Below are 22,437 nucleotides of genomic sequence, written 5' to 3'. Positions count from 1 at the left end.
ACGAACGCACCGCTTAACGCTAACACGTCATCACACTGGTAGCGCTCAGCCCCGTCTGCGATAGTCCCGCCATGACCGGCCTGCTGCATGACAGGCTGATCACCTCGATCTTGCCGTCATCGACGGGGTCGAACCTCAGCTGCACCGCGTGGTTGGATCGGATGAGATGGCGATATTTTCCCTCCTCCTGAAACTCGGGCTCGTTCTTCTCCTTTCTCTGATTTTAGGTCTGTCCAGTTGCGGCAACTCGTGGGTATGGCATGAAAGGCTGACCGTAACGGTCGACACACCGGACGGCACCAAATCGGCGTCGGGTGTGCTCAAGACCGAATTTTACGAAAAGCCTTTCCCTCGACTGACACCTGATGCTCCTCGTACGACGTACACACATGGCGGCGAGGCGATAGCCCTAGAGGTCAAGCCAGGAAGGTACATCTTCGCGTTATTGAATAGCTTGCCGTATACCTTCGATCTCTTCTATCCAGAGCAACCACCTCTGGATGCAGCGCCTAAGCTGATGGAGGATGATGCCATTGGCGCCACCATAACGATGCCGCCGTCGAGCTATCCACTGCTCGTTACTTTTGAGAACATTAATGACCCGACTAGCCTTAAGCTCGTCGATCCAAATGATATTCAGGAAGCCTTCGGGCCAGGCTACAAGCTCAGATCAATTACGATAACCATTACCAACGAGCCCGTCACGAAAGGTCGTATTGAGTCTATCCTAAGCTGGTGAGCGTCCTATCGCGATGCGGATGGCCAGATGAAACCCCTTACCTATCCATACGATAGTCCTCGAGGTTTCCGTTTTTTGCGCCCGACAAGCTTCTTGTCTCGGTACTAACCTCCTTGACGGAGCTTTTATGAATTGGCTTCGATGGTTTTGCGTTGATTGATCATGACAGGCCATCGGCCCTCTTATCGGACCGATGTTTCCGATGAAAATCTTACTGTGGTCGCGCCCTATCTTCGGCTTCTGGGTGAAGAGGCTGGTCAGCACGATCATCACTTTCGCGAGGTCTTCAACGGGTTGCGATATTTGGTGAAGACTGGCATTCCGTGACGGTTCATGCCGCATGTCCCGCCGCCCTGGGCGGCTGTCTATCAACAGATGCAGCGCTGGCCCGCGGCGCACGGCTTTCTCGACATCGCCGGCGATCTTCGCGCTGTCCCGCGCATGGCGGGCGGCCTCGACACCCATCCAGCAAGACAGAAATCCCATGAAGGCGATGCTCTTCAAGCGCTTTGGCGAGGCTCCCGAGATCCGCAGCGTTCCAGACCCGGCGCCTGCGCCAGACGGCGTCGTGATCGAGGTGATGGCGACGGGGCTGTGCCGGAGCGACTGGCATGGCTGGATGGGCCACGACACCGACATTCGCCTGCCCCATGTGCCGGGCCATGAATTTGCCGGCGTGGTGTCCGCGGTCGGCCGGGACGTCAAACGCTTCCGGCTGGGCGAGCGGGTGACCGTGCCCTTCATCGCCGCCTGCGGGGCTTGCCGGGAATGCCATGCCGGCCATCAGCAGGTCTGCGAGGCGCAGTTTCAGCCGGGCTTCACCCATTGGGGGTCCTTCGCCGAATTCGTCGCGATCGACCGGGCCGACGCCAATCTCGTTCGCCTGCCGGACGACATGGCCTATGCGACCGCCGCGAGCCTCGGCTGCCGTTTCGCGACCTCCTTCCGCGCCGTCGTCGATCAGGGCCGGGTCAAAGGCGGCGAATGGGTGGCGGTCCATGGTGCGGGCGGCGTCGGCCTGTCGGCGATCATGATCGCCTCTGCGCTCGGTGCTCAGGTTGTCGCGATCGACATCTCGCCCGGCAAGCTGGATCTCGCCCGGTCCATGGGGGCGAGCGCGACCGTCAATGCCCGCGAGGTTTCCAGCGTCGTCGAAGCGGTGCGCGAGATCACCGATGGCGGGGCGCATTTGTCGCTCGACGCCCTCGGCCATTCGGAGACCTGCTTCAACTCGGTCTCCTGTCTCAGGCGCCGCGGCCGACATGTGCAGGTGGGCCTCATGCTGGCCGACCACGCCCATGCCAAGATCCCGATGGCCCAGGTGATCGGGCAGGAATTGGAGATCTATGGCAGCCACGGCATGCAGGCCTGGCGCTATGACGCGATGCTCGCCATGATCCTGTCCGGAACGCTGAGGCCTGAGCGCCTCCTGGGTGCGACGCTTTCCCTCGAAGACGCTATCCCCGCGCTCATCGGCATGGACCGGCAAGCGCCCGATGGCATCACGATCATCGATCCGAAGCGATCCGACGCCTGACGCGAGGACGGGCCCCTCTTCATCCGATCAGCACGAGACGGATCAAATAGGCAATCGTGAAGATGACCGCGAGGCCGGCGAGCCAATAGAGCGCGAACCAGCCGAGGCGCCGCGAAAGCGGTCCGGGCGCCTCGCCGCGATCGTGGCGGGTCGTATCGACCTTGTCGGGGCGGCGCTCGGCCATCAGTGATAGCCCTCGCCCTCGACGACCTTCCCACGGAAGACCCAATAGGCATAGGCGGTATAGACGAGGATCATCGGGATCAGCACCGCCGCGCCGACCAGAAGGAAGAGGAGCGACTCCTCGGGAGCCGCCGCCTGCCAGATGGTGACGTCGGGCGGAATGACATTGGGCCAGAAATTGATGCCGAGGCCGACAAAGCCGAGCAGGAACAGGCTGAGCGCCGACAGAAAGGGCCGCACATGCTTGCCCTTGAGGAGCGAGTCGAACAGGCTGTAGGCGGCAAAGAGCACGAAGAGCGGCACCGGCGCCACATAGAAGGCCTGGGGTAGGCCAAACCAGCGCCAGTAGAATTCGGACTCCAGGAACGGCATCCAGATCGACACGCCGCCCATGGCAAGGAGCGTCAGAACGGCCAGCGGAAAAGCGTAGCGCCGGGCCGTGTCATGGACGTCGCCTTCGGTCTTCATGACGAGCCAAGTGGCGCCGAGAAGCCCGTAGCCGACAACGAGGGCAAAGCCGGTGGCGAGCGAAAAGGGCGTCAGCCAGTCGAACCAGCCGCCGGCATAGGCCCGTCCCTCCACCTCGATGCCCTGGACGAGGGTGCCGAGCGCAATGCCTTGCGAGAACGCCGCGAAGATCGAGCCGATGAAGAAGGACCAGTCCCAGAGGAACCGGCCGCGCACGGTCTTGAAACGGTATTCGAAGGCAACGCCCCGGAAGATCAGGGCGAGCAGCATCACGATGATCGGCGCATAGATCGCCGGCATGATGATGGCATAGGCAAGCGGGAAGACGGCGAAGAGCCCGCCGCCCCCCAGGACAAGCCAGGTCTCGTTGCCGTCCCAGATGGGCGCGACCGAATTCATCGCCGTGTCGCGGCTTTCATGGCGCCCGAGAAACGGAAAGAGGATGCCGACGCCGAGATCGAAGCCGTCGAGAATGACATAGGCGATCACGGCGAAGGCGATGAGAAAGGCCCAGACGACTGCCAGATCCATCACGTGGCTCTCCTCTTACTCAGCCGGCGCGGGTGGGTTGTGACGATCGAGCGACGGCGCGGGGGTGATGCCGGCCGTGCGAATCGGATGATGCGGCGGCGTGTCCTCATCGAAGGGTGAGGGCTCCTTGGCCATCTGCCGCAGGATGTAGAAGGTGCCGGCGCCAAAGAGCAGGAAATAGACCACGATGAAGGCGATCAGCGAGGTGCCGACGGCCTCGGCCGCGATGGGCGAATGGCTTTCGGCGGTCCGCAACAGGCCATAGACCGTGAAGGGCTGGCGCCCGACCTCGGTGGTCACCCAGCCGAAGAGCACGGCGAGAAAGCCGGACGGGCCCATGGCGACAGTCGCCCGCTGCAGCCACTTGTTCTCGTAGAGCGTGCCGCGAAAGCGCGACCAGAGCGACCAGAGGCCGATGCCGAGCATGAGGAAGCCGAGGCCGACCATGGCGCGGAAGGTGTAGAAGACGACGCCGACCGGGGCCCAGTCCTCGCGCGGGAAGGCTTCGAGACCCTGAACGACCCCATCTAGGGAATGGGTGAGGATGATCGAGCCGAGATAGGGGATGGTGACGGCATAATCCATCTGCCCCGCATCCATGTCGGGGATGCCGAACAGGGTCAGGCCCATCGGCCCGTCCGTATTGGTCTCGAAATGGCCCTCCATCGCCGCGACCTTGGCCGGCTGGTGTTCCAGCGTGTTGATGCCGTGGAGATCACCGGCGAAGATCTGGATCGGCGTGACGATCGCCGCCATCCAGAGAGCCATGGAGAACATGGTCCGCGCCGCCGCATTGTAGCGATTGCGCAGGAGATGAAAGGCGCCGACCGCGCCGACGACGAAGGCCGTCGTGAGATAGGCCGCCAGCACCATATGGACGAGGCGATAGGGGAAGGACGGGTTGAAGATGACCGCCCACCAGTCGGCGGGGATGAACTGACCGTCGGCATTGATCGCGTAGCCGGCCGGCGTGTGCATCCAGGAATTGACCGACAGGATCCAGAAGGCCGACATCAGCGTGCCGAGCGCGACGATGATGGTGGCGAAGAGATGCAGGCCCGGCCCGACGCGCTTGCGCCCGAACAGCATGATGCCGAGGAAGCCGGCTTCCAGGAAGAAGGCCGAAAGCACCTCGTAGCCCATCAGGGGCCCGAGGACCGGCCCGGTCTTGTCGGAAAAGACCGACCAGTTCGTGCCGAATTGATAGCTCATCACGATGCCCGACACGACGCCCATGCCGAAGACCACCGCGAAGATTTTCACCCAGTAGCGGAAGACGTCCATATAGACGTCCCGTCCGGTGATCGTGTGGAGCGACAGGACGACCGCCAGATAGGAGGCGAGCCCGATCGAGAAGGCCGGGAAGATGATGTGGAACGAGACCGTGAAGGCGAACTGAATTCGCGCAAGTAGGACAGGATCGAAACTCTCGAACATCGGCGGGCCCTCGAACAGCATTCATCCGCGCGAAGAGACCCGCTCAGCGCCCCTTCGCATCTCGGTCCGAACATAGTCGGTCTGCTGCGTTGCGAAAGCCGAATGCGACCATTTTATCCGCGGCAAATTCGGGCAACCGACTTCGTTCGCATGCGAGATATGCGGCGGGTATCCGCGCATCGGATGGCGCCCAGGTCGGCACGGGTTTCGCGCCGAATACGCACGGCTTCGTGATGGCCTCCATATCGACAACGACGCCGCGCTCGTGGCCGATGGAAACAAATTTGCGGCTCGTGACGAAAGGAGGGTCATGATGCCACGCTCCCCCTTGCGAAAGGACGGCCTTGGCGAGCTTCTGGCCCGCGCCATGGGCGGAGACGAGGCGGCCTATCGGCGGTTCCTCACCGAGATTTCGACGGTCTTGAAGCCGTTCGTGATGCGCTGGACCCGTTCGGGCAGCCCCTCGGATGTGGAAGATCTTCTGCAGGAGGTGCTGATCGCGGTTCATCAGAAGCGCCACACCTGGCGCCAGGGCGAGCCGGTGATGCCCTGGCTCTATGCGATCGCGAAATACAAATCGATCGACGCCCATCGTCGGCGAAGACATCATGGCAGCGTCGATATCGGCGATCTGGCCGAGACCTTGGACGACCCGACCACGGTGCCGAACGCCGTGGCCTATGATGTCGCGCGCGCCGTCGGCTCGCTGTCCGGGCGGCAGAAGGACGTCGTGAGCGCGATCTCGGTCGAAGGGCACTCGATCGAGGAGACAGCCCAGCGCTTCGGCATGACGAAAGGGGCCGTGCGCGTGGCCTTCCACCGGGGCCTTTCGTCGATCGCCGAGACCTTTGGACGGAAATGAGCGATGAAGACCGACCAGTTGATCGATAGCCTCGTGGCGGATCATGCCGCTCGCCCTCGCCCGGCCCTCCTCTCCGTCTGGCCGCTCGCAGCGCTCGCCATGCTCATCGATCTCGCTTTGTTTTTGCCGACGCTCGGACCCCGGCCGGATCTCCTTTCGGCTATCGGGACATGGCGGTTCGACGCGAAATTGCTCGTCACGGGCCTTCTCGCAGCGGTCTCCATCCTCCTTCTCCAGCGTTTGCGCCGGCCCCAACCAGCTCGCGCCATCAGCCGAAGTCTGAAATGGCTGCTCCTTCCGGCTCTGCTCCTGGCGCTTCTCGTCGGTGCCGAACTCCTGATGGTGCCGGCCGATCTCTGGCGGGCGCGAGCCATGGGCACCAACGTCGTCGTCTGCCTTCCGGCGATCACGGCGATGGGACTGCCTCTGATTCCTCTTCTGTCTGAGGCTCTGAGGCGCGGAGCCCCGTCGCGTCCGACCCTCTCCGGGGCCGTCGCCGGCCTTGCCGCCGGTTCGATCGCGGCGCTCTTTTATGCCAGCCACTGCACCAGCGATTCGCCGCTCTTCATCGCCAGCTGGTATGGGCTTGCGATCGGCGGCCTTGCCTTGGCGGGGGCGCTTTGGGGACGCTTCGTCCTGCGCTGGTGACCCTTCAGCCTTCGCGAAACGCGGCCCGGCCTTCGATCAACGCATCAGAAGCTCGCGATTGCTCCTGACCGTCTCCTTCAGGAAATCGACGACGAGCCGCACGCGCGGCACAGCCTCGATGTCCCGATGGCACATGACCCAGAGGCTGCGCCGCAGATGGATTTCGGGCAGGACCTGGACGAGATCGGGATAGAGCCGCGTCATGAAGAAGGGCAGGACGGAGAGGCCGAAGCCCGAGCGCACCGCGCTCAGTTGGGCATGGATCGAGGAGCTTTGGAAATTCGCCCGCAGCCGAGGATGGATCTCCGACAGATAGTCGAGGCTCGGCGAGAAGATCATGTCCTCGATATAGCCGATGAAGGGATGGTCGGGGATGTCCTCGCGGCTTTTAATCGGGCCAGCCGCCTCGAGATAGGCCTTGGAGGCGAAGATGGCGAGATCGTAGTCGCCGAGAAGCTCCGAGACATAGAGCCCGATCTTCGGCGGCTCCAGAACGATCGTGATGTCGGCCTCGCGCCTCGCGAGCGACATGATCTGCTGGATCGTCACCAGCTCCAGCGTGATGTTGGGATAGGCTTTCAGAAAATCCGGCAGACGCGGCATTAGGAAGAAATTGCCGAAGCCTTCGAGGGCCGACAGGCGCACCGATCCGCGCTGGGTCCCAGCCTCGCCGCCGATCTCGCTCTGCAATTCGTTGGCCGCCCGCTCGATCGTCTCGGCCGTCTCCACCAGGCGCCGGCCGATCGACGTCAACACGTAACCACGCGGATTGCGCTCGAACAGTTTGACCTTCAACGCATATTCAAGCCGCTCGATTCGCCTCGCCACGGTGGCGTGGCTGGACCGCAAATGCCGGGCAGCGGTCGAGAGCTGGCCGGTCCGGGCGACGGCCAGGAAATATTGCAGATCGTCCCAGGTGTAGAGCGGAGTGCCAGTCATGTCTGTTCAAAAATGAACGGAACCTGTTTGCATTTGGTTGATGAGACGTCTTGCACAGGAACCAGTTTCGCTATTTCCTGCAGACATTCGGGCCGCTTTGAGGAGAGCGGTTGGTTAAAAAATGAACAGACATGACAGGCTCATGTCGGTTCCGGGAGGATATTAGCATGAAGAAGTCGCTTCTCGCGTCGCTGGCCTTTGCGCTCGCGGGCTCGACCGCCGCATTCGCTCAGGACGTCTCCGACAATGTCGTGAAGATCGGCATCCTGAACGATCAGTCTGGCGTCTATGCCGATTTTGGCGGCGAAGGCTCCGTGGCGGCCGCGAAGATGGCCGTCGAGGACTTCGGCGGCACCGTGCTCGGCCAGCCGATCGAGATCGTCGACGCCGACCACCAGAATAAGGCGGACGTCGCCTCCAATATCGCCCGCCAGTGGTACGACACGGAAAATGTCGATGCCATCATGGAGCTGACCACCTCGTCGGTTGCCCTCGCCGTGCAGGCTTTGTCGGAGGAGAAGGAAAAGATCGACATCGTCACCGGCGCGGCGACGACCGAGCTGACCGGCGCTCAGTGCAGCCCTTACGGTTTTCACTGGGTCTATGACACCCATGCGCTCGCCGTCGGCACCGGCGGCGCGCTCGTCGAACAGGGCGGCGACACCTGGTTCTTCCTGACCGCCGATTATGCCTTCGGCTATTCCCTGGAAGAGCAGACGAGCGAATTCGTGAAGGCCAATGGCGGCGAGATCGTCGGCTCGGTCCGTCATCCGCTCGCCACCAACGACTTCTCGTCGTTCCTGCTCCAGGCCCAGTCCTCCGGCGCCAAGGTCATCGGCCTCGCCAATGCCGGTCTCGACACCGCGAACGCCATCAAGCAGGCATCCGAATTCGGCATCGTCCAAGCTGGCCAGCGCCTCGCGGCGCTTCTCTTCACCCTCGCCGAGGTTCACGGCCTTGGCCTCGAGGCAGCGCAAGGCCTGACGCTCACCGAGGGCTTCTACTGGAACCGGAACGATGCCTCGCGCGAATTCGGCAAGCGGTTCATGGAGCGCACCGGCCGGATGCCGAACATGGTCCAAGCGGGCACCTACTCGGCCGTTCTGCAATATCTGAAGGCGGTGGAGCAGGCTGGCACCGACGCCACCAAGCCCGTCTCCGAGGCGCTTCATTCCATGCCGGTCAACGACCTCTTCGCCGAAAATGGCACGGTCGGCGCCAATGGCCGCATGATCCACGACATGTATCTGATGGAAGTGAAGGCGCCTGGCGACAGCACCGAGGACTGGGACTACTACAACGTCCTCGCGACTATTCCGGGCAACGAGGCCTTTATCGATCCGGCCGAGAGCGGCTGCGATCTCGTCTCGAAATAAGCCGGCGCGATAGGGCATCCATGGCCGGTCAACACGCACAAACCGATTCCCGGGTGGTTCTGTCCGCCCGGGGTCTCACCCGCGATTTCGGTGGCTTTACCGCCGTCAACAAGGTCGATCTCGATGTGCGCCATGCCGAAGTGCATGCGCTGATCGGGCCGAACGGCGCGGGCAAGACCACGGTCTTCAACCTTTTGACGAAGTTCCTGCAGCCGACGCGGGGGACCATCCACCTCCTTGGCCAGGACATCACCAAGACGGCCCCCGACAAGGTGGCGCGCATGGGTCTCGTGCGCTCGTTCCAGATCTCGGCCGTCTTTCCCCATATGAGCGTTCTCGACAATGTGCGGATCGCGCTGCAGCGGCCGAACAATCTCGCCGTTCAGTTCTGGCGCCCGCTCTCGGCGCTCGACCGGCTCAACGAGCGCGCCGACGCTCTGATCGCCGCCGTCGGCCTGGAGAAGGAGCGCGACGCCTTCGCGGTCGACCTCTCCTATGGCCGAAAGCGGGTCCTCGAAATCGCGACGACCCTCGCCCTCGACCCGAAGGTCATGCTGCTCGACGAGCCGATGGCCGGCATGGGCCAGGAAGACGTCGCCGCCATCGCCAAGATCATCCGCAACGTCGCCAAAGACCGGGCCGTCCTGATGGTCGAGCACAATCTCTCGGTGGTCGCGGAGATCTCCGACCACATCACGGTGCTTCAGCGCGGGGAGATCCTCGCTACGGGCAATTACGAGACGGTGAGTTCGAACCCCGAGGTTCGCAGCGCCTATATGGGAACGGAGCACGCCTGATGAGCCCCTTGCTTCAGGTCCGCGACCTTCACTCCTGGTATGGCGAAAGCCACATTCTGCACGGTGTCGACCTGGACGTCTCCGAAGGCGAGACGATCACCATTCTCGGCCGCAACGGCGTCGGCAAGACGACCACCCTGCGCACGATCATGGGCCTGGTGCGCCAGCGCAAAGGTGAGATCCGCTATAATGGCGAAGATCTCATCAAGGTGCCCTTGCACAAGACGGCCCATCACGGCCTCGGCTTCGTGCCGGAAGAGCGCGGCATCTTCGCGACGCTCTCGGTGTCGGAGAATCTCACTCTGCCGCCCAAGGTCGCCGAGGGCGGCATGAGCCTCGACGAGATCTTCGAGCTCTTTCCCAATCTTCACGAGCGGCGCAACAGCCGTGGCACCAAGCTGTCGGGCGGCGAGCAGCAGATGCTCGCCATGGCGCGCATCCTGCGCACGGGCGCCAAGACGCTTCTTCTCGACGAGCCGACGGAGGGGCTTGCCCCGGTCATCGTCCAGGCGATCGGCGACGTCCTTCGCACGCTGAAGAGCCGCGGCATGACGGTGATCCTGGTCGAGCAGAATTTCCGCTTCGCCAGCCGTGTCGCCGACCGCTTCTATCTCATGGATCACGGCCGGATGGTCGGCACCTTCCCGGTCAAGGAACTCGACGCCAACATGGCCATGCTCAACGACGTTCTGGGAGTCTGACGCCCATGACAATGGTCTTCGGAATTCCCATTCAGGCCTTTCTCGGCCAGCTTCTCATCGGCCTCATCAACGGCTCCTTCTATGCGCTTCTGTCGCTGGGGCTCGCCGTCATATTCGGCCTGTTGCGCGTCATCAACTTCGCCCATGGCGCGCTCTACATGCTGGGCGCCTTCGTCGCCTATCTTCTTCTAGCTGAGCTCGGCATTCCCTATTGGCCGGCTCTCATCATCGCACCGCTCATCGTCGCCGCCTTCGGCGCCGTCATCGAGCGCACCATGCTGTCGCGGCTCTACGATCTCGACCATCTCTACGGCCTGCTCTTCACCTTCGGCCTGGCGCTTGTCATCGAGGGCGTGTTCCGCTGGGAATATGGCGCCTCGGGCCAGCCCTATGCTGGGCCGGACCTCCTGAGCGGCGGCACCAATCTCGGCTTCATGTTCCTGCCCACCTATCGCGCCTGGGTGGTCGTCGCATCGCTGGTGGTTTGTCTCGCCACCTGGCTTCTCATCGAGAAGACCAAGCTCGGCTCCTATTTGAGAGCTGCGACCGAGAACCCGACCCTCGTCCAGGCCTTCGGCGTCAATGTTCCGTTGCTCCTGACGCTGACCTATGCGCTCGGCGCCGCGCTCGCCGCCTTTGCCGGCGTCCTCGCCGCGCCGATCTATCAGGTCTCGCCCCTGATGGGGTCGAACATCATCATCGTCGTCTTCGCGGTCGTCGTTGTCGGCGGCATGGGCTCGATCCTCGGCGCGATCCTCACCGGCTATCTCCTCGGCATCGCGGAAGGGCTGACCAAGGTCTTCTATCCGGAAGCCTCCAACATCGTCATCTTCGTCATCATGGCGATCGTCCTTCTCACCCGGCCCGCGGGCCTCTTCGGTCGGGATGCGTAAGATGAGCGACATGACCCGCAACGACATGACTTCGACGAACAGCGCAGGGGCCGGCGGCGGCCTCGTCAACGCCCAGGCGATCTTTCTCCTGATCGGCCTCGCCTTACTTCTGGCGGCGCCCTTCTTCGTCTATCCGATCTTCCTGATGAAGCTTTTGTGCTTCGCGCTCTTTGCCTGCGCCTTCAACCTGCTGCTCGGCTATACGGGGCTTCTGTCCTTCGGCCATGCGGCTTTCTTCGGCGGCGCGGCCTATATCACCGCCCATACGGTGAAGGAGTGGGGCGTGACGCCCGAGATCGGCGTCCTGCTCGGCGTCCTTGCGGCCGCCTTCCTCGGGCTCGTCATGGGCTTCGTCGCCATTCGCCGCCAGGGCATCTATTTCGCCATGATCACCCTGGCGCTCGCCCAGATGTTCTTCTTCTTCTGCCTCCAGGCCGAGTTCACCAAGGGCGAGGACGGCATTCAGTCGGTGCCGCGCGGCCATCTCTTCGGCGTTGTCGATCTCAACAATCCGATCGCCATGTATTTCTTCGTCCTCGCCGTCTTCCTGATCGGCATGGCGATCATCTGGCGCTTCGTAAATTCGCCCTTCGGCATGATCCTGAAGTCGATCCGCGAGAACGAGCCGCGCGCCGTCTCGCTCGGCTATGCGGTCGACCGTTACAAGCTCGGCGCCTTCGTCATGTCGGCGGCGCTCACCGGGCTTGCCGGCGGGGTCAAGGCACTGGTCTTCCAGTTCGCGACGCTGACCGACGTCTCCTGGCAGATGTCGGGCGAAGTCATCCTGATGACGCTGCTCGGCGGCATCGGCACGCTGGTCGGCCCGATCTTCGGCGCGGGACTGGTCGTGACCTTGCAGAACTATCTGGCGACCTCGTCCTTCCCAGTGACGATCATCACCGGCGTTGTCTTCATGGTCTGCGTCCTGGTCTTCCGGCGCGGCATCATCGGCGAGTTCTACGCTTCGCGCCTCGGCCGCAAGCTCGGCTTCGTCCACCGGCGTTGAGGCGGCTTTCGGGCGGGCGGTAATCGCCCCCCGCCTGCCCCAAAAAGGGGCCGGCACGGCAGACGTTGCCGGCAAGACCCACAGACCAGACAGGAAGGAGACGCCGAATGACGTCGATCGCATTCGTCGGCCTCGGAAATATGGGCGCGCCCATGGCCGCCAATCTCGTCAAGGCCGGTCATGAGGTGACCGGTTTCGACCTGTCCGAGACTGCCCGCTCGGCCGCTGGCGAGGCCGGCATTCCCATCGCGGCGAGCCTTTCCGATGCCCTTCAGGGCGCCGAGGCCGTCATCACCATGCTGCCCAAGGGCGAGCATGTGATCGGCGCCTGGGAGGATATCCTCTCCGCCGTTCCCCCTAGCACGCTCCTCGTCGACTGCTCGACCATCGATGTCGACAGCGCCCGCAAGGCCCATGGCATGGCGGAGGCGCGACAGTGCCCGTCCCTTGATGCGCCGGTCTCCGGCGGGGTCGGCGGTGCATCGGCCGGCACGCTGACCTTCATGGCCGGCGGCAGCGCCGAAGCCTTTTCCCGCGCCGAGCCGCTCCTGTCGGTCATGGGCAAGAAGGCGGTCCATTGCGGCGAGGCCGGCGCCGGCCAGGCGGCCAAGATCTGCAACAATATGATCCTCGGCATCTCCATGATCGCCGTCGGCGAAGCCTTTGCGCTCGGGGAAAAGCTGGGCCTCTCCCACCAAGCGCTGTTCGACGTCGCCTCGACCTCCTCCGGCCAATGCTGGTCGATCACCAGCTATTGCCCGGTGCCGGGCCCCGTCCCGGCCTCCCCAGCGAACAACGACTACAAGCCCGGCTTTGCCACCGCCCTGATGCTGAAGGATCTTAGCCTTGCCCAGGATGCGGCGCAGCTTGCGCAGGCCACGACGCCGCTCGGCGCCCATGCCCGCGATCTCTACGCCCGCTTTGCCGAAGACGGAAACGGGGCCCGCGATTTCTCCGCCATCATCGAGGCCTTGAGAGCCGGCGCGATCGGCCGCGACGGGTCGTGAGCGCCGCGCAGTAAAATCCCAAGCCGGCAAAGCCCGCTGAAGGGCCAAAGGGACCGGAGAGCGCCATGGAAACCTACGACTACATCATCGCCGGAGCGGGTTCGGCCGGCTGCGTCCTCGCCAATCGTCTCTCGGCCGACCCGAACACCCGCGTCCTCCTTCTCGAAGGCGGGTCGAAGGACAACTGGATCTGGTTCCACATCCCGGTCGGCTATCTCTTTGCCATCGGCAATCCGCGCGCCGACTGGATGTTCAAGACCGAGGCGGAGGCAGGCCTTGGCGGGCGGGCACTCGCCTATCCGCGCGGCAAGGTGCTGGGCGGCTCTTCGGCGATCAACGCCATGGTCTATATGCGCGGCCAGGCCGCCGACTACGACCATTGGCGCCAGCTCGGTCTTTCAGGCTGGGGCTGGGACGACGTTCTGCCGATCTTCAAATCCGTCGAGGATCATGCCGATGGGGCGAGCGCCTATCACGGCGCCGGCGGGGAATGGCGGGTGGAGCATCCGCGCATCGCCTGGGACGTGCTCGACCGCATCCGCGATGCGGCCGAGAGCGCGGGCGTGAAGAAGATCCCCGACTTCAACACCGGCGACAATGAAGGCACCTCCTATTTCCAGGTCAATCAGAAGGCCGGACGGCGCTGGAGCGCAGCGCGCGGCTTTCTGCGTCCGGCGCTCACCCGGCCGAACCTGACGGTGCTGACCGGCGTCACCGTCGACAAGGTCCGGGTGAAGGGCGGACGCGCCGTCTCGCTCGACTATACCAGGGACAGAAAGCGCCACGAGGCGCTGGCGGCCCGTGAGATCATCCTGTCGGCCGGCGCGGTCGGATCGCCGGCGATCCTCGAGCGCTCCGGCATTGGCGACGGCGAGCGGTTGCGAAGCCTCGGCATCGAGACCGTGACCCATCTGCCGGGCGTCGGCGAAAACCTTCAGGACCATCTGCAGATCCGGCCGATCTTCAAGGTTCACGGCATCAAGACGCTGAATTCGGAATATCGCAATCTCTTCCGGCGGGCGATGATGGGCGTCGACTATGCGCTCAGGCGGCGCGGGCCGCTTACCATGGCGCCGAGCCAGGTGGGCGCCTTCGTGCGCTCCAACGAGCGCGTTGCGACCGCCAATCTGGAATTTCACTTCCAGCCGCTCTCCCTCGACGATTGGGGCAAGGGCCTGCACCCCTTCGGCGCCTTCACCGCCAGCGTCTGCAATCTGCGCCCGACCAGCCGGGGGTCGATCCATCTGTCATCGCCGAGCCCCGAGGATCAGCCCTCGATCCGGCCGAACTATCTCTCGACTGAAGAAGACCGGCAGGTGGCGGCGGAAAGCCTTGAATGGGCGCGCCGCATCGTCTTTCAGAAGCCGCTGGAGCCTTACAAGCCGGAGGAGTACAAGCCCGGCGCCCATGTCACGGAGCGTGGCGACCTCGTCAAAGCGGCGGGCGAACTCGGGACCACGATCTTCCATCCGGTCGGCACGGCCAAGATGGGCACCGACGACGATCAGATGGCGGTCCTCGACGCGCGCTTGCGCGTGCGTGGACTCAGAGGCCTTCGCGTGGTCGACGCCTCGGTCATGCCGACGATCACCTCCGGCAACACCAACTCCCCGACGATCATGATCGCGGAAAAGGCATCGCGGATGATCATTGAGGATGCGAAGGGCTGAGGGATACCGGAGCGACACCTCGAGCCGGGTGCATACGGCATTCACACGTCGTCTCGCTGGACGTTATGAGCCGGACATGGACGCTCCGGCTTCTCCCCCGTGGGGAGACGTGCCGGCAGGCGATGAGGGGGTTGCCGCTGCTTTGATGAGGAAAGCGCCGATCGGCGAAACCCTTGATATCGCTTGAGCTTAACCCTCATCCGCCCTTCGGGCATCTTCTCCCCACGGGGGAGAAGTCGTTCGGTGCTTGCCGCCTGCTGCCGCGACAAGCCGCCAAAGTCATCACGAGCACCACGGTCGATCGCAATCCCTCACGACTGAGGTTCGTTGCAGGATGTGCGAATCTTGTAGAGTCGCAGGCCGGGGCGCCGCCCTGATCAGACACCGTGCGAAAAGATGTCCTCTTCCGGCCAGCCGGCGAGATCGAGACGCACGCGGGTGGGCAGGAACTGGAAGCAGGACCGGGCGAGATCGAGCCGGTCCTCGCGCTCCAGCCGCTTATAGAGCGCGCCCATGATGTCGTGGAGATAGAGGACGTCCGAGGCGGCATAGTCGAGCTGGGCCTGGGACAGGGTCTCGGCTGCCCAGTCGGAGGATTGCTGCTGCTTGGAAATGTCGACGCCGACCAGCTCGCGGGCAAGATCCTTCAGCCCGTGCCGATCCGTATAGGTCCGGGTCAGGCGCGAGGCGATCTTGGTGCAGAAGATGCCGTCGGTCATCGTGCCGAAGGCATGATAGAGCGCCGCCACGTCGAAGCGGGCATAGTGGAAGATCTTGGTCTTTGAGGCATCTGCCAGAAGAGCCGAGATGTTCGGCGCGCTCGTCTGCCCCTTGGCGATCTGGACGACATCGGCCGATCCGTCGCCGGGCGAGAGCTGAACGACGCAGAGCCGGTCTCGCTTGGTGTTGAGGCCGAGGGTCTCGGTGTCGATCGCAACCGGCCCAGTATAGCGGGACAGATCCGGCAGATCGCCCTTATGCACACGTATCGTCATGGGATGCCTTCAAGACTCTTAAGTGCTTCTCCCATAACCCGCGCTTTGGAGCGAACGAAAGCCCCTGCCTTCGCCGCAAGCGCTCTCGGGCACGGATCAATGCCGAGCCGCGCAGATCATCACGGATTGCCGGCCTCGCCCTCGACCTCCGGCAGCGCATAGGCGATGTACCAATCGCCGATCGGCGTCTCCATGAAATGGTGGCCGCCGGCCTGGATGAGCAGATATTCGCGACCATTCTCCTCATAGACCGTCGGATTGGCCTGACCGCCGGCCGGCAGGACGTCCGACCACAGCTCTTCGCCGGTCTCAATGTCGAGGGCGCGGATGAGGTTGTCCGTCGCGGCCGCGATGAAGACGATACCGCCCTTGGTCACGACCGAGCCGCCATTGTTCGGCGTGCCGATGCGCTTGGGCAGGAAGGACGGAATGCCGAAGGGACCGTTGCGGCGCGCCGTGCCGATCGGCTGGTCCCAGACGGTCTCACCGGTGGCCAGATCGATGGCGCGGATCCCGCCAAGGGGCGGCTGTTTACAAGGGATGCCGGTGAAGGGCACGCGCCAGCCGGCATTGACGTCGATGGCATAAGGCGCGCCGGCCTGGGGATCGCCCGCACCTTCGGCCGCGTTCTCACCCGACTCGCTTTCCGGTGCCTTCTCGTTGATCGGCTTCAAACCCATTTCGTCGGCCTTTTCACGGGGAATCAGCTGATTGAAATTGGGCACGTCGTTATAATTGGCGATGATCAGGCCGCGCTCGGGATCGACCGCGATCGAGCCCCAATCCGAGCCACCATTATATCCCGGATACTGGATCCAGGGCTTGTCGGCCGAGGGCGGGGTGAAGATGCCGTCATAATTGGCGCGCTGAAACTGGATGCGACAGAAAAGCTGATCGAGGGGTGTGACACCCCACATGTCTTTGGCCGTCAGCCGGTCCTTGCGCAGAGTGTGATAGGTGGAGGTCGGCTGGGTGCGGGCGAGATTTTGCGGCTCGACACCGCCGATCGGCGCCCGGATCTCCTCGACCGGGAACAGGGGCTCGCCGGTTTCGCGATTCAAAATATAGATGTCGCCCTGTTTGGAGGGCAGGATCAGCGCCGGAACCGTGCCCTCGCCCTTCGGGTCGGGAAAGTCGATCAGGGTCACCTGGCTGCCGAGATCATAGTCCCAGACGTCGTAGCGCACGGTCTGGAAATGCCAGGCCGGCTCGCCGGTCGTCACATCGATGGCAACGAGCGAGGTCGAATAGTCGTTCTCGGCTTCCGAGCGGCCGCCGCCCCAATAATCGACCGAGGAATTGCCCATGGGCAGGTAGACGAGACCGAGTTCCTCGTCCCCCGTCGCGGTCGTCCACATATTGGGCGTGCCGCGCGTATAGGTCTCGCCTTCCGGCGGTGCGCCGGTGAGATCCGGATTGCCGAGGTCCCAGGCCCAGGCGAGTTGGCCGGTGACGGCATCATAGCCGCGAATGACGCCGGAGGGCGCGTCCTCGGCCTGGCCGTCCTTGACCTGCGCCCCGGTGACCAGAATGCCGCGCACCAGCGCCGGCGGCGCCGTCACCGAATACCAGCCCGGCACGCGCTCGCCGATCCCGTTCCAGAGATCGACCGCGCCATTCTCGCCGAAATCCTCGCAGGGCTCGCCGGTCTTGGCATCGACCGCGATGAGGCGCGCATCGAGCGTTCCCTCGATGATGCGCGCCGCGCAAGCCTCGCCCTCTTCGGCTTCAGGGTTCTCGAAATAGGTCACGCCCCGGCAGGTCGCGCCATAGGGAATGGCGTCGGGGGAGACCTTCGGATCGTATCGCCAGAGTTCGACGCCGGTCTCGGCATCGAGCGCGACGAGGATGTTCATCGCCGAGCAGAGATAGAGGCTGTGGCCAACCTTCAGGGCCGTGCCTTCCGGCGAATATTTGCCTTCCGTCTCCTCGGTCGGCATGTCGCCGGTGCGATACTCCCAGGCCTTGGTCAGTTCGCCCACATTGTCGCGGGTGATGCCGTCGAGGGGCGAATAGCGCTGCGCATCGGGACCGCCGCCCCAATGGGGCCAGTCGGCGCCGACATCGCGCTGGGGCTGCGGCTCGCTGACGGCCTGAACCGCCGGGCTGGAGTCTTGCGCCGCGTCAGTGCCCTCACCGGCGCTTTGGTCAACCGTGCTCGCGGATGCGGCCGGGGACGATCCGGCTGGCTCGTCCGTCGCCGACTCCGCGCTACTCGCCTCGCCCTCCGTTGCCGTCTGGGCCGGTGAATCCATCTCGCCTTCGGGCTGTTCCGGGGCCTGCGTCCCGGCCTGAGACTCCGAATTGGTGGGCGCGGAATCCGGAGACGCCGCTCCCGGCTGGGCGACGCCCGCTGGCGTGCCCGCACCCGATCCCGAGCCGTCCTGCGCTGCGGCTGGCGGTATCGCCAACACCAAGGCAAGGCTCGCGGACAGAAGCAGGCGCGTCGTCGGAAGGCGAGAGGCCGTCATGGCAGGGACCTTTGACATCGAACAAGCGGCGGAGGCAGCCATCATCGGGCGCTCCATAATCAGCGGCCCGAGCGCGCCAGCGCCGGCAGGGTCGTCAGAATGAAGATGAAGAGAACGGTCGGGGCGACGAGGCGCGGCACCTGCGCCCACCAATCGAAGCCGACCTCCCAAAAGGCCCAGATCACCGTGCCGATATAGGTGAGAAGGTAGAGCCAGAAGGCAGACATGGACTGGGCGAAGAGTGCAATCGCCGTCGCCACCAGCCCGAAGCCGGCAATGGCGTAATACCAGCTGCCACCGAGCCATATGAGATAGACACCGCCGCCGAGGATCGGCAGGCCGAAGGCCAGCGCCAGAAGCGCGACGAGCATGGTCCAGAAGAATGCGCCATCGCGCGGGGTCCCCACCGATCTCGTCTCGCTCATCGCCACGCGCATCCTCCCCGTCTTCGTCAGAGTTAAGACGTAGCGCCGTCTCGATGCAATCCAAGGCGTTGAGGTTCAGCTATCGAAACGACGAAGGCGGAAAGGATCGCATCGGGCAACCATCGAAAGGGCAAGGGGCTTTTTATTGGCCGCTTCACTCGCCATCTTAACGTCGAGCAACGATCGCCGGATGTCAGGCCGCGTCGACAAGCCCCAAGATCGAGCCGGCGCCGCTTCTCTCCCAGACGAGACGCTGGCCCATTCGCCGCCATCTCCGGCGAACCCTTCCATCGAGGAGACCCCAATTGACGATCCCCGCCTCCGTCCTCGACCTGTCGCCCATTCCCGAAGGCTCCGACGCCGCGACGGCGCTCGCCCATTCGGCTGATCTCGCAGTCCATGCCGAAGGCCTCGGCTATCACCGCTTCTGGATGGCCGAGCATCACAACATGCCGGGAATCGCGAGCGCGGCGACCGCCGTCGCCCTCGGTTTCGTCGCCTCCAAAACCCAAAAAATCCGCATTGGCGCCGGTGGTGTCATGCTGCCGAACCATTCGCCCCTCGTCATCGCCGAACAGTTCGGCACGCTTGCGACGCTCTATCCGGACCGGGTCGATCTCGGCCTCGGGCGCGCGCCGGGCAGCGACATGGCGACCGCCCGCGCCCTTCGCCGGGGCATGGAGGCCAATGACAGCTTTCCGCGCGACGTGCTCGAGCTCATCGGCTATTTCGACGACGCCTCCGACGATCCCCGCGCGATCCATGCGGTGCCCGGCGTCGGAACCAAGGTTCCGGTCTGGATCCTCGGCTCCAGCCTCTATGGCGCCCAGCTCGCCGCCCATCTCGGCCTGCCTTACGCCTTCGCCTCGCATTTCGCGCCGGGCGCCCTGACCCAGGCGCTGCATGTCTATCGCGAGACCTATCGGCCCTCCGAGCGCTGGCCGAAGCCGCATTTCATGCTGGCGGCCAATGTCTTTGCCGCCGAGACCGACGAGGAGGCCTGGTTCCTGCGCTCCTCGGCCGAACAGGCCTTCGTCAATCTGCGGACCGGGCGCCCCGGCAAGCTGCCGCGCCCCATTGAGCGTTTTCACGAGATCGCCGATCCGGCAGCCCTCGCCATGGTCGATCAGGCCTTGAGCGTCTCGGCGACCGGCTCGAAGCGTGTCGTGCGTCAGCAGCTTGCCGAGCTGATCGACATGTTCAAGCCGGACGAGATCATTCTGGCGGGCATGATCCACGACCACGACGCTCGCAAGCGGTCCTACGCGATCGCGGCGGAGGCGCTGGCCGAGATCGCCGGCCCGGCTGCGGAAGCCGCCGAATAGGCTCGCGGGAAAGCGGCGCGCCGATTTCGAAGAAGGGACCCCCGCGCCGTCGTCTCTCTTTGCGGCTTGTCGGGAGGCTCGTCACCTTGCCTCTCACAGCCTGCCCGGGCTCCCCGGCTGGTCGGCCACTGTCAGGCCGGCAAAGTCTCCGCGCGTCTTTTTTCCTTTCGCCCCGTGCCTCGAGGCGCTAGCTCTTGTCCCGTTTCTCGTTCAGGAACGAAAATGCGCCGGGCGATCGAGGGACGGATCGATCCTTTCCGATCAGCCGGGGTGTTGAGCGAAGGACAGACGACGGGCTTTGCCGATGCGACTTGAGTCACGACGGCAGCCCCAGCGACGCATGATGGCCTGAGAGGCCAAAAGGGGCATGGCGAGTGAAATGATCCAGCGCAGGCTGGTCTTCCTGTTTCCCGGTTTCGAGCCGATGGGGGTCGAAGCGCATGTGGCGCGCTTTCGCCGGGCGAGCGAGCGCTCCGCCAAGGCCTTCGGGGTGGATGTGAGCTTCGAGGAACCGACAAACGAGGCGAAGGATCTTTCCTTCGCCACTCTCACCGCCCGGCTCAAGCCGCAAGGGGCCGGGGGCGAAACGCGCACCGACATCGTCTTTTGCGACTGGAGCGACCTCATACGCTCCTATGAACATCGGCCTCTGCCCGTCCGGGTCGCGCGGGGTTTTGCCGGCCTCTTCGACTTCATCGCGACGGGGACGGTCATTCAATATCTGAAGACGTCCTGGCGCTATATCTTCTTCTTTCTCTATCCCTTTGTCGCAGTCCTTTTGGCGCTCCTTGTCGGTCTTGGCCTGTTTATCAGCCTCGATCAGGGCTTTTCGGGCCCGACGACGGGCCTTGTTGCCGGCTTGATCGGGCTCGCGGCTGCGGCCGGTCTTCTATGGCAGATCGATCGTCGCTGGCATCTGCGCGTCGCCCTCGACGACTGGGCACTCGCCGCCGATATGTGCCGCTCGCGCAATCCCGCCATCGAAGAGCGGGTAACCCGTTTCGCCGAGACGATCCAAGAGCGGGCGCAAGCCGCCGAGATCGCGGGCACGGCCGACGAGATCGTCGTCGCGGCCCATAGTCTGGGTGCCTGCTATGCCGTACCGGCCCTCGCCAAAGCCTTCGAGGCGGGCTTTGCCCCCCGCGTGCCCCTGCATGTCCTGACCGTCGGATCGAGCCTCATGAAGACGGCGCTGCATCCGGCGGCGGCGGCCCAGCGAGAGGCGGTGCGGCGCCTTCTCGTCGATCACGGCCTTCCCTGGACCGACTGCCAGGGCCTGTCCGACCCGATCAATTTCTACAAGTCGAACCCAGCGACCTCGCTCGGCATCGCCGCCGATCCGGTCCCGCTGATCGTCAAGGTCCGCTTCCGCCACATGGTCTCGCGCGCGACCTACAGGCGCATCAAGCGCGATTTCTTCCGCCTGCATCGCCAATTCGTGCTGGCGGTCGAGAACCGCTGCGCCTATTCGCTGCATATGCTGTTGCTTGGCCCCGCCTCCCTGACCCAATTCCGCCAAACGCGAAGCGTCGACCGGCCGCCGCTCGTGGCGCCCGAGGCGACGAGCAAGCGGCCGCTTGCGGACAAGCTCGCCGATCCGGCCACGGGAGCCCTGTCATGAGCCTCGTCCTTCTCGGACAGATAGCCTGGGTGCTGATGGTCGTCGGATGGTATGTCATCCGCTTTCCCTTCGAGCGCCGAGCCAAACGGGCGCGGGTCAGCGCAACGCGCAGAGGCTTGGCGGAGACCCTGCGCATGGCGATCTCCTTCACCGGGCTGGGTGTCCTGCCTGGCCTCTTCGTCGCCACCGGCTTTCCACGCTTTGCGACCTATGAGCCGATCGCGCTGCAGGCTGGGCTTGGGCTCCTCGCCGCCCTTCTCGCCCTTGTCCTCTTCCGCCTCACCCACAAGGCGCTCGGCAAGATGTGGTCGGTCTCCCTCGACATTCGCGACAAACACAAGCTGGTCACGAGCGGCATCTACAAGCGTGTGCGCCATCCGATGTATACGGCCTTCTGGACGATGGCCCTCGCCCAGGCCCTCCTCCTGCCGAACTGGATCGCCGGCCTGTCCGGCCTCGTCGGCTTCGGCACCCTGTTCTTCCTGCGCATCGGCCCAGAAGAGGCGATGATGGAAGAGACCTTCGGCGAGGACTATCGCGCCTACAAGGAGCGGACGGCCCGGATCATTCCGGGCGTGTATTGAACCGGTCGGAATACGGGCGATCCATCGGCATCGCCGAGCGCTCCCAATGGCCTTGGTGACCCGTTAAACAGGCCGAAAGCTTGGACCGCCTCGATAAATCAGGTCGGATCAAGAAACGGCAAGCCTTTCCTCCGGTATAGAGTTTCCTGAGACAGAACTTTGGGTTTGAGTGGCTCCGTTGAGGAGGAGCCATGACAGACGAGAAGAGCGCCCGGGCGGGCG

The 22,437-nt window shown here is 64.0% G+C and carries 21 protein-coding genes and 1 pseudogene; 15 read left to right on the top strand and 7 right to left on the bottom strand.

Annotated features, from left to right (window positions below; translation table 11 throughout):
- The first annotated feature begins 166 nt into the window (after window positions 1–166).
- The 3 genes and pseudogenes from B9A15_RS21415 (at window position 167) to B9A15_RS21410 (ending at window position 2,276) form a co-directional block, all read left to right on the top strand.
- A complete protein-coding gene (locus B9A15_RS21415; RefSeq protein WP_084412888.1) occupies window positions 167–739 on the top strand; it encodes a hypothetical protein in 573 nt (190 codons plus the stop codon).
- 162 nt (window positions 740–901) lie between these two features.
- Window positions 902–1,210, top strand: a pseudogene (locus tag B9A15_RS23540) (transposase); the annotation flags it as partial.
- Window positions 1,211–1,223: 13 nt separating this feature from the next.
- Window positions 1,224–2,276, top strand: a complete 1,053-nt coding sequence (locus B9A15_RS21410) for a zinc-dependent alcohol dehydrogenase family protein (protein WP_084412886.1) — start codon at window positions 1,224–1,226, stop codon at window positions 2,274–2,276.
- A 19-nt stretch (window positions 2,277–2,295) separates the two neighbouring features.
- On the opposite strand, the gene B9A15_RS22715 is transcribed toward B9A15_RS21410, so the two are convergent.
- Genes B9A15_RS22715 through B9A15_RS21400 form a run of 3 tightly spaced genes read right to left on the bottom strand, consistent with a single transcriptional unit; the run spans window position 2,296 to window position 4,895 of the window.
- Entirely contained in the window at window positions 2,296–2,460 is a 165-nt protein-coding gene (locus B9A15_RS22715) for a DUF2474 domain-containing protein (RefSeq protein ID WP_139798542.1), read from the bottom strand.
- Window positions 2,460–3,458: a cytochrome d ubiquinol oxidase subunit II gene (gene cydB, locus B9A15_RS21405; protein ID WP_084412884.1), complete on the bottom strand. Its 999-nt coding sequence runs from the start codon at window positions 3,456–3,458 to the stop codon at window positions 2,460–2,462. Before cydB ends, B9A15_RS22715 begins: the two co-directional genes overlap by 1 nt.
- Window positions 3,459–3,473: 15 nt before the next feature.
- Window positions 3,474–4,895 carry a cytochrome ubiquinol oxidase subunit I gene (locus B9A15_RS21400; protein ID WP_084412906.1) on the bottom strand — a complete coding sequence of 474 codons (1,422 nt, stop codon included), beginning with the start codon at window positions 4,893–4,895 and terminating at the stop codon, window positions 3,474–3,476.
- Between the two features lie 310 nt (window positions 4,896–5,205).
- Here B9A15_RS21400 and B9A15_RS21395 point away from each other — a divergent pair, with 310 nt between their 5' ends.
- On the top strand, window positions 5,206–5,757 hold the full coding sequence (locus tag B9A15_RS21395; RefSeq protein ID WP_084412882.1) for a sigma-70 family RNA polymerase sigma factor: 552 nt from the start codon (window positions 5,206–5,208) through the stop codon (window positions 5,755–5,757).
- A 3-nt stretch (window positions 5,758–5,760) separates the two neighbouring features.
- The gene (locus B9A15_RS21390; RefSeq protein ID WP_084412880.1) at window positions 5,761–6,405 is read left to right on the top strand and encodes an NrsF family protein; all 645 of its coding nucleotides are present in this window, start codon (window positions 5,761–5,763) and stop codon (window positions 6,403–6,405) included.
- Window positions 6,406–6,441: 36 nt separating this feature from the next.
- Here B9A15_RS21390 and B9A15_RS21385 read toward each other — a convergent pair whose 3' ends face one another.
- Window positions 6,442–7,344: a LysR family transcriptional regulator gene (locus tag B9A15_RS21385; RefSeq protein WP_084412879.1), complete on the bottom strand. Its 903-nt coding sequence runs from the start codon at window positions 7,342–7,344 to the stop codon at window positions 6,442–6,444.
- A 167-nt stretch (window positions 7,345–7,511) separates the two neighbouring features.
- On the opposite strand from B9A15_RS21385, the gene B9A15_RS21380 reads away from it, so the two are divergent.
- The 7 genes from B9A15_RS21380 to B9A15_RS21350 all read left to right on the top strand — a co-directional run bounded on the left by B9A15_RS21380 (window position 7,512) and on the right by B9A15_RS21350 (window position 14,794).
- Complete coding sequence (locus B9A15_RS21380) at window positions 7,512–8,720, top strand: ABC transporter substrate-binding protein (protein ID WP_084412877.1); 1,209 nt, start codon at window positions 7,512–7,514, stop codon at window positions 8,718–8,720.
- 20 nt (window positions 8,721–8,740) lie between these two features.
- Window positions 8,741–9,517: an ABC transporter ATP-binding protein gene (locus tag B9A15_RS21375; RefSeq protein WP_084412875.1), complete on the top strand. Its 777-nt coding sequence runs from the start codon at window positions 8,741–8,743 to the stop codon at window positions 9,515–9,517.
- Window positions 9,517–10,218, top strand: coding sequence for an ABC transporter ATP-binding protein (locus tag B9A15_RS21370; RefSeq protein ID WP_084412873.1), 702 nt, complete (start codon window positions 9,517–9,519; stop codon window positions 10,216–10,218). Before B9A15_RS21375 ends, B9A15_RS21370 begins: the two co-directional genes overlap by 1 nt.
- Before the next feature lie 5 nt (window positions 10,219–10,223).
- Window positions 10,224–11,111, top strand: a complete 888-nt coding sequence (locus B9A15_RS21365) for a branched-chain amino acid ABC transporter permease (protein ID WP_084412871.1) — start codon at window positions 10,224–10,226, stop codon at window positions 11,109–11,111.
- Window positions 11,112–11,136: 25 nt separating this feature from the next.
- On the top strand, window positions 11,137–12,117 hold the full coding sequence (locus tag B9A15_RS21360) for a branched-chain amino acid ABC transporter permease (protein WP_139798543.1): 981 nt from the start codon (window positions 11,137–11,139) through the stop codon (window positions 12,115–12,117).
- Between the two features lie 107 nt (window positions 12,118–12,224).
- On the top strand, window positions 12,225–13,124 hold the full coding sequence (mmsB, locus tag B9A15_RS21355) for a 3-hydroxyisobutyrate dehydrogenase (protein ID WP_084412867.1): 900 nt from the start codon (window positions 12,225–12,227) through the stop codon (window positions 13,122–13,124).
- A gap of 65 nt (window positions 13,125–13,189) precedes the next feature.
- Window positions 13,190–14,794 (top strand): GMC family oxidoreductase, encoded by a 1,605-nt coding sequence (locus B9A15_RS21350; RefSeq protein ID WP_084412865.1) that lies wholly within the window; start codon window positions 13,190–13,192, stop codon window positions 14,792–14,794.
- A gap of 377 nt (window positions 14,795–15,171) precedes the next feature.
- On the opposite strand, the gene B9A15_RS21345 is transcribed toward B9A15_RS21350, so the two are convergent.
- The 3 genes from B9A15_RS21345 to B9A15_RS21335 all read right to left on the bottom strand — a co-directional run bounded on the left by B9A15_RS21345 (window position 15,172) and on the right by B9A15_RS21335 (window position 18,685).
- The gene (locus B9A15_RS21345; protein WP_084412863.1) at window positions 15,172–15,789 is read right to left on the bottom strand and encodes a ribonuclease D; all 618 of its coding nucleotides are present in this window, start codon (window positions 15,787–15,789) and stop codon (window positions 15,172–15,174) included.
- Between the two features lie 119 nt (window positions 15,790–15,908).
- Window positions 15,909–18,260 carry a pyrroloquinoline quinone-dependent dehydrogenase gene (locus B9A15_RS21340; RefSeq protein ID WP_084412904.1) on the bottom strand — a complete coding sequence of 784 codons (2,352 nt, stop codon included), beginning with the start codon at window positions 18,258–18,260 and terminating at the stop codon, window positions 15,909–15,911.
- A 59-nt stretch (window positions 18,261–18,319) separates the two neighbouring features.
- Window positions 18,320–18,685: a glucose dehydrogenase gene (locus B9A15_RS21335; RefSeq protein ID WP_170923397.1), complete on the bottom strand. Its 366-nt coding sequence runs from the start codon at window positions 18,683–18,685 to the stop codon at window positions 18,320–18,322.
- Between the two features lie 305 nt (window positions 18,686–18,990).
- Between B9A15_RS21335 and B9A15_RS21330 the strand changes: the two genes are divergently transcribed.
- The 3 genes from B9A15_RS21330 (at window position 18,991) to B9A15_RS21320 (ending at window position 22,215) form a co-directional block, all read left to right on the top strand.
- Entirely contained in the window at window positions 18,991–20,010 is a 1,020-nt protein-coding gene (locus B9A15_RS21330) for an LLM class flavin-dependent oxidoreductase (RefSeq protein WP_210190564.1), read from the top strand.
- Between the two features lie 367 nt (window positions 20,011–20,377).
- Complete coding sequence (locus tag B9A15_RS21325) at window positions 20,378–21,631, top strand: hypothetical protein (protein WP_084412861.1); 1,254 nt, start codon at window positions 20,378–20,380, stop codon at window positions 21,629–21,631.
- The gene (locus B9A15_RS21320; protein ID WP_084412859.1) at window positions 21,628–22,215 is read left to right on the top strand and encodes a protein-S-isoprenylcysteine O-methyltransferase; all 588 of its coding nucleotides are present in this window, start codon (window positions 21,628–21,630) and stop codon (window positions 22,213–22,215) included. The genes B9A15_RS21325 and B9A15_RS21320 overlap by 4 nt, the downstream gene beginning before the upstream one ends.
- Window positions 22,216–22,437 lie beyond the last annotated feature (222 nt).

The organism is Fulvimarina manganoxydans (assembly GCF_900176465.1).
Taxonomy (GTDB): domain Bacteria; phylum Pseudomonadota; class Alphaproteobacteria; order Rhizobiales; family Rhizobiaceae; genus Fulvimarina; species Fulvimarina manganoxydans.
Note: the sequence above shows the minus strand (reverse complement) of the source record. Positions and strands in the feature narration are given on the sequence as shown.

Coding starts and splice junctions, on each gene's coding strand:
- B9A15_RS21415 (WP_084412888.1), top strand. CDS start 167: ATGGCGATATTTTCCCTCCTCCTGAAACTCGGGCTCGTTCTTCTCCTT.
- B9A15_RS21410 (WP_084412886.1), top strand. CDS start 1,224: ATGAAGGCGATGCTCTTCAAGCGCTTTGGCGAGGCTCCCGAGATCCGC.
- B9A15_RS22715 (WP_139798542.1), bottom strand. CDS start 2,460: ATGGCCGAGCGCCGCCCCGACAAGGTCGATACGACCCGCCACGATCGC.
- cydB (WP_084412884.1), bottom strand. CDS start 3,458: ATGGATCTGGCAGTCGTCTGGGCCTTTCTCATCGCCTTCGCCGTGATC.
- B9A15_RS21400 (WP_084412906.1), bottom strand. CDS start 4,895: ATGTTCGAGAGTTTCGATCCTGTCCTACTTGCGCGAATTCAGTTCGCC.
- B9A15_RS21395 (WP_084412882.1), top strand. CDS start 5,206: ATGATGCCACGCTCCCCCTTGCGAAAGGACGGCCTTGGCGAGCTTCTG.
- B9A15_RS21390 (WP_084412880.1), top strand. CDS start 5,761: ATGAAGACCGACCAGTTGATCGATAGCCTCGTGGCGGATCATGCCGCT.
- B9A15_RS21385 (WP_084412879.1), bottom strand. CDS start 7,344: ATGACTGGCACTCCGCTCTACACCTGGGACGATCTGCAATATTTCCTG.
- B9A15_RS21380 (WP_084412877.1), top strand. CDS start 7,512: ATGAAGAAGTCGCTTCTCGCGTCGCTGGCCTTTGCGCTCGCGGGCTCG.
- B9A15_RS21375 (WP_084412875.1), top strand. CDS start 8,741: ATGGCCGGTCAACACGCACAAACCGATTCCCGGGTGGTTCTGTCCGCC.
- B9A15_RS21370 (WP_084412873.1), top strand. CDS start 9,517: ATGAGCCCCTTGCTTCAGGTCCGCGACCTTCACTCCTGGTATGGCGAA.
- B9A15_RS21365 (WP_084412871.1), top strand. CDS start 10,224: ATGACAATGGTCTTCGGAATTCCCATTCAGGCCTTTCTCGGCCAGCTT.
- B9A15_RS21360 (WP_139798543.1), top strand. CDS start 11,137: ATGACTTCGACGAACAGCGCAGGGGCCGGCGGCGGCCTCGTCAACGCC.
- mmsB (WP_084412867.1), top strand. CDS start 12,225: ATGACGTCGATCGCATTCGTCGGCCTCGGAAATATGGGCGCGCCCATG.
- B9A15_RS21350 (WP_084412865.1), top strand. CDS start 13,190: ATGGAAACCTACGACTACATCATCGCCGGAGCGGGTTCGGCCGGCTGC.
- B9A15_RS21345 (WP_084412863.1), bottom strand. CDS start 15,789: ATGACGATACGTGTGCATAAGGGCGATCTGCCGGATCTGTCCCGCTAT.
- B9A15_RS21340 (WP_084412904.1), bottom strand. CDS start 18,260: ATGACGGCCTCTCGCCTTCCGACGACGCGCCTGCTTCTGTCCGCGAGC.
- B9A15_RS21335 (WP_170923397.1), bottom strand. CDS start 18,685: ATGAGCGAGACGAGATCGGTGGGGACCCCGCGCGATGGCGCATTCTTC.
- B9A15_RS21325 (WP_084412861.1), top strand. CDS start 20,378: ATGGCGAGTGAAATGATCCAGCGCAGGCTGGTCTTCCTGTTTCCCGGT.
- B9A15_RS21320 (WP_084412859.1), top strand. CDS start 21,628: ATGAGCCTCGTCCTTCTCGGACAGATAGCCTGGGTGCTGATGGTCGTC.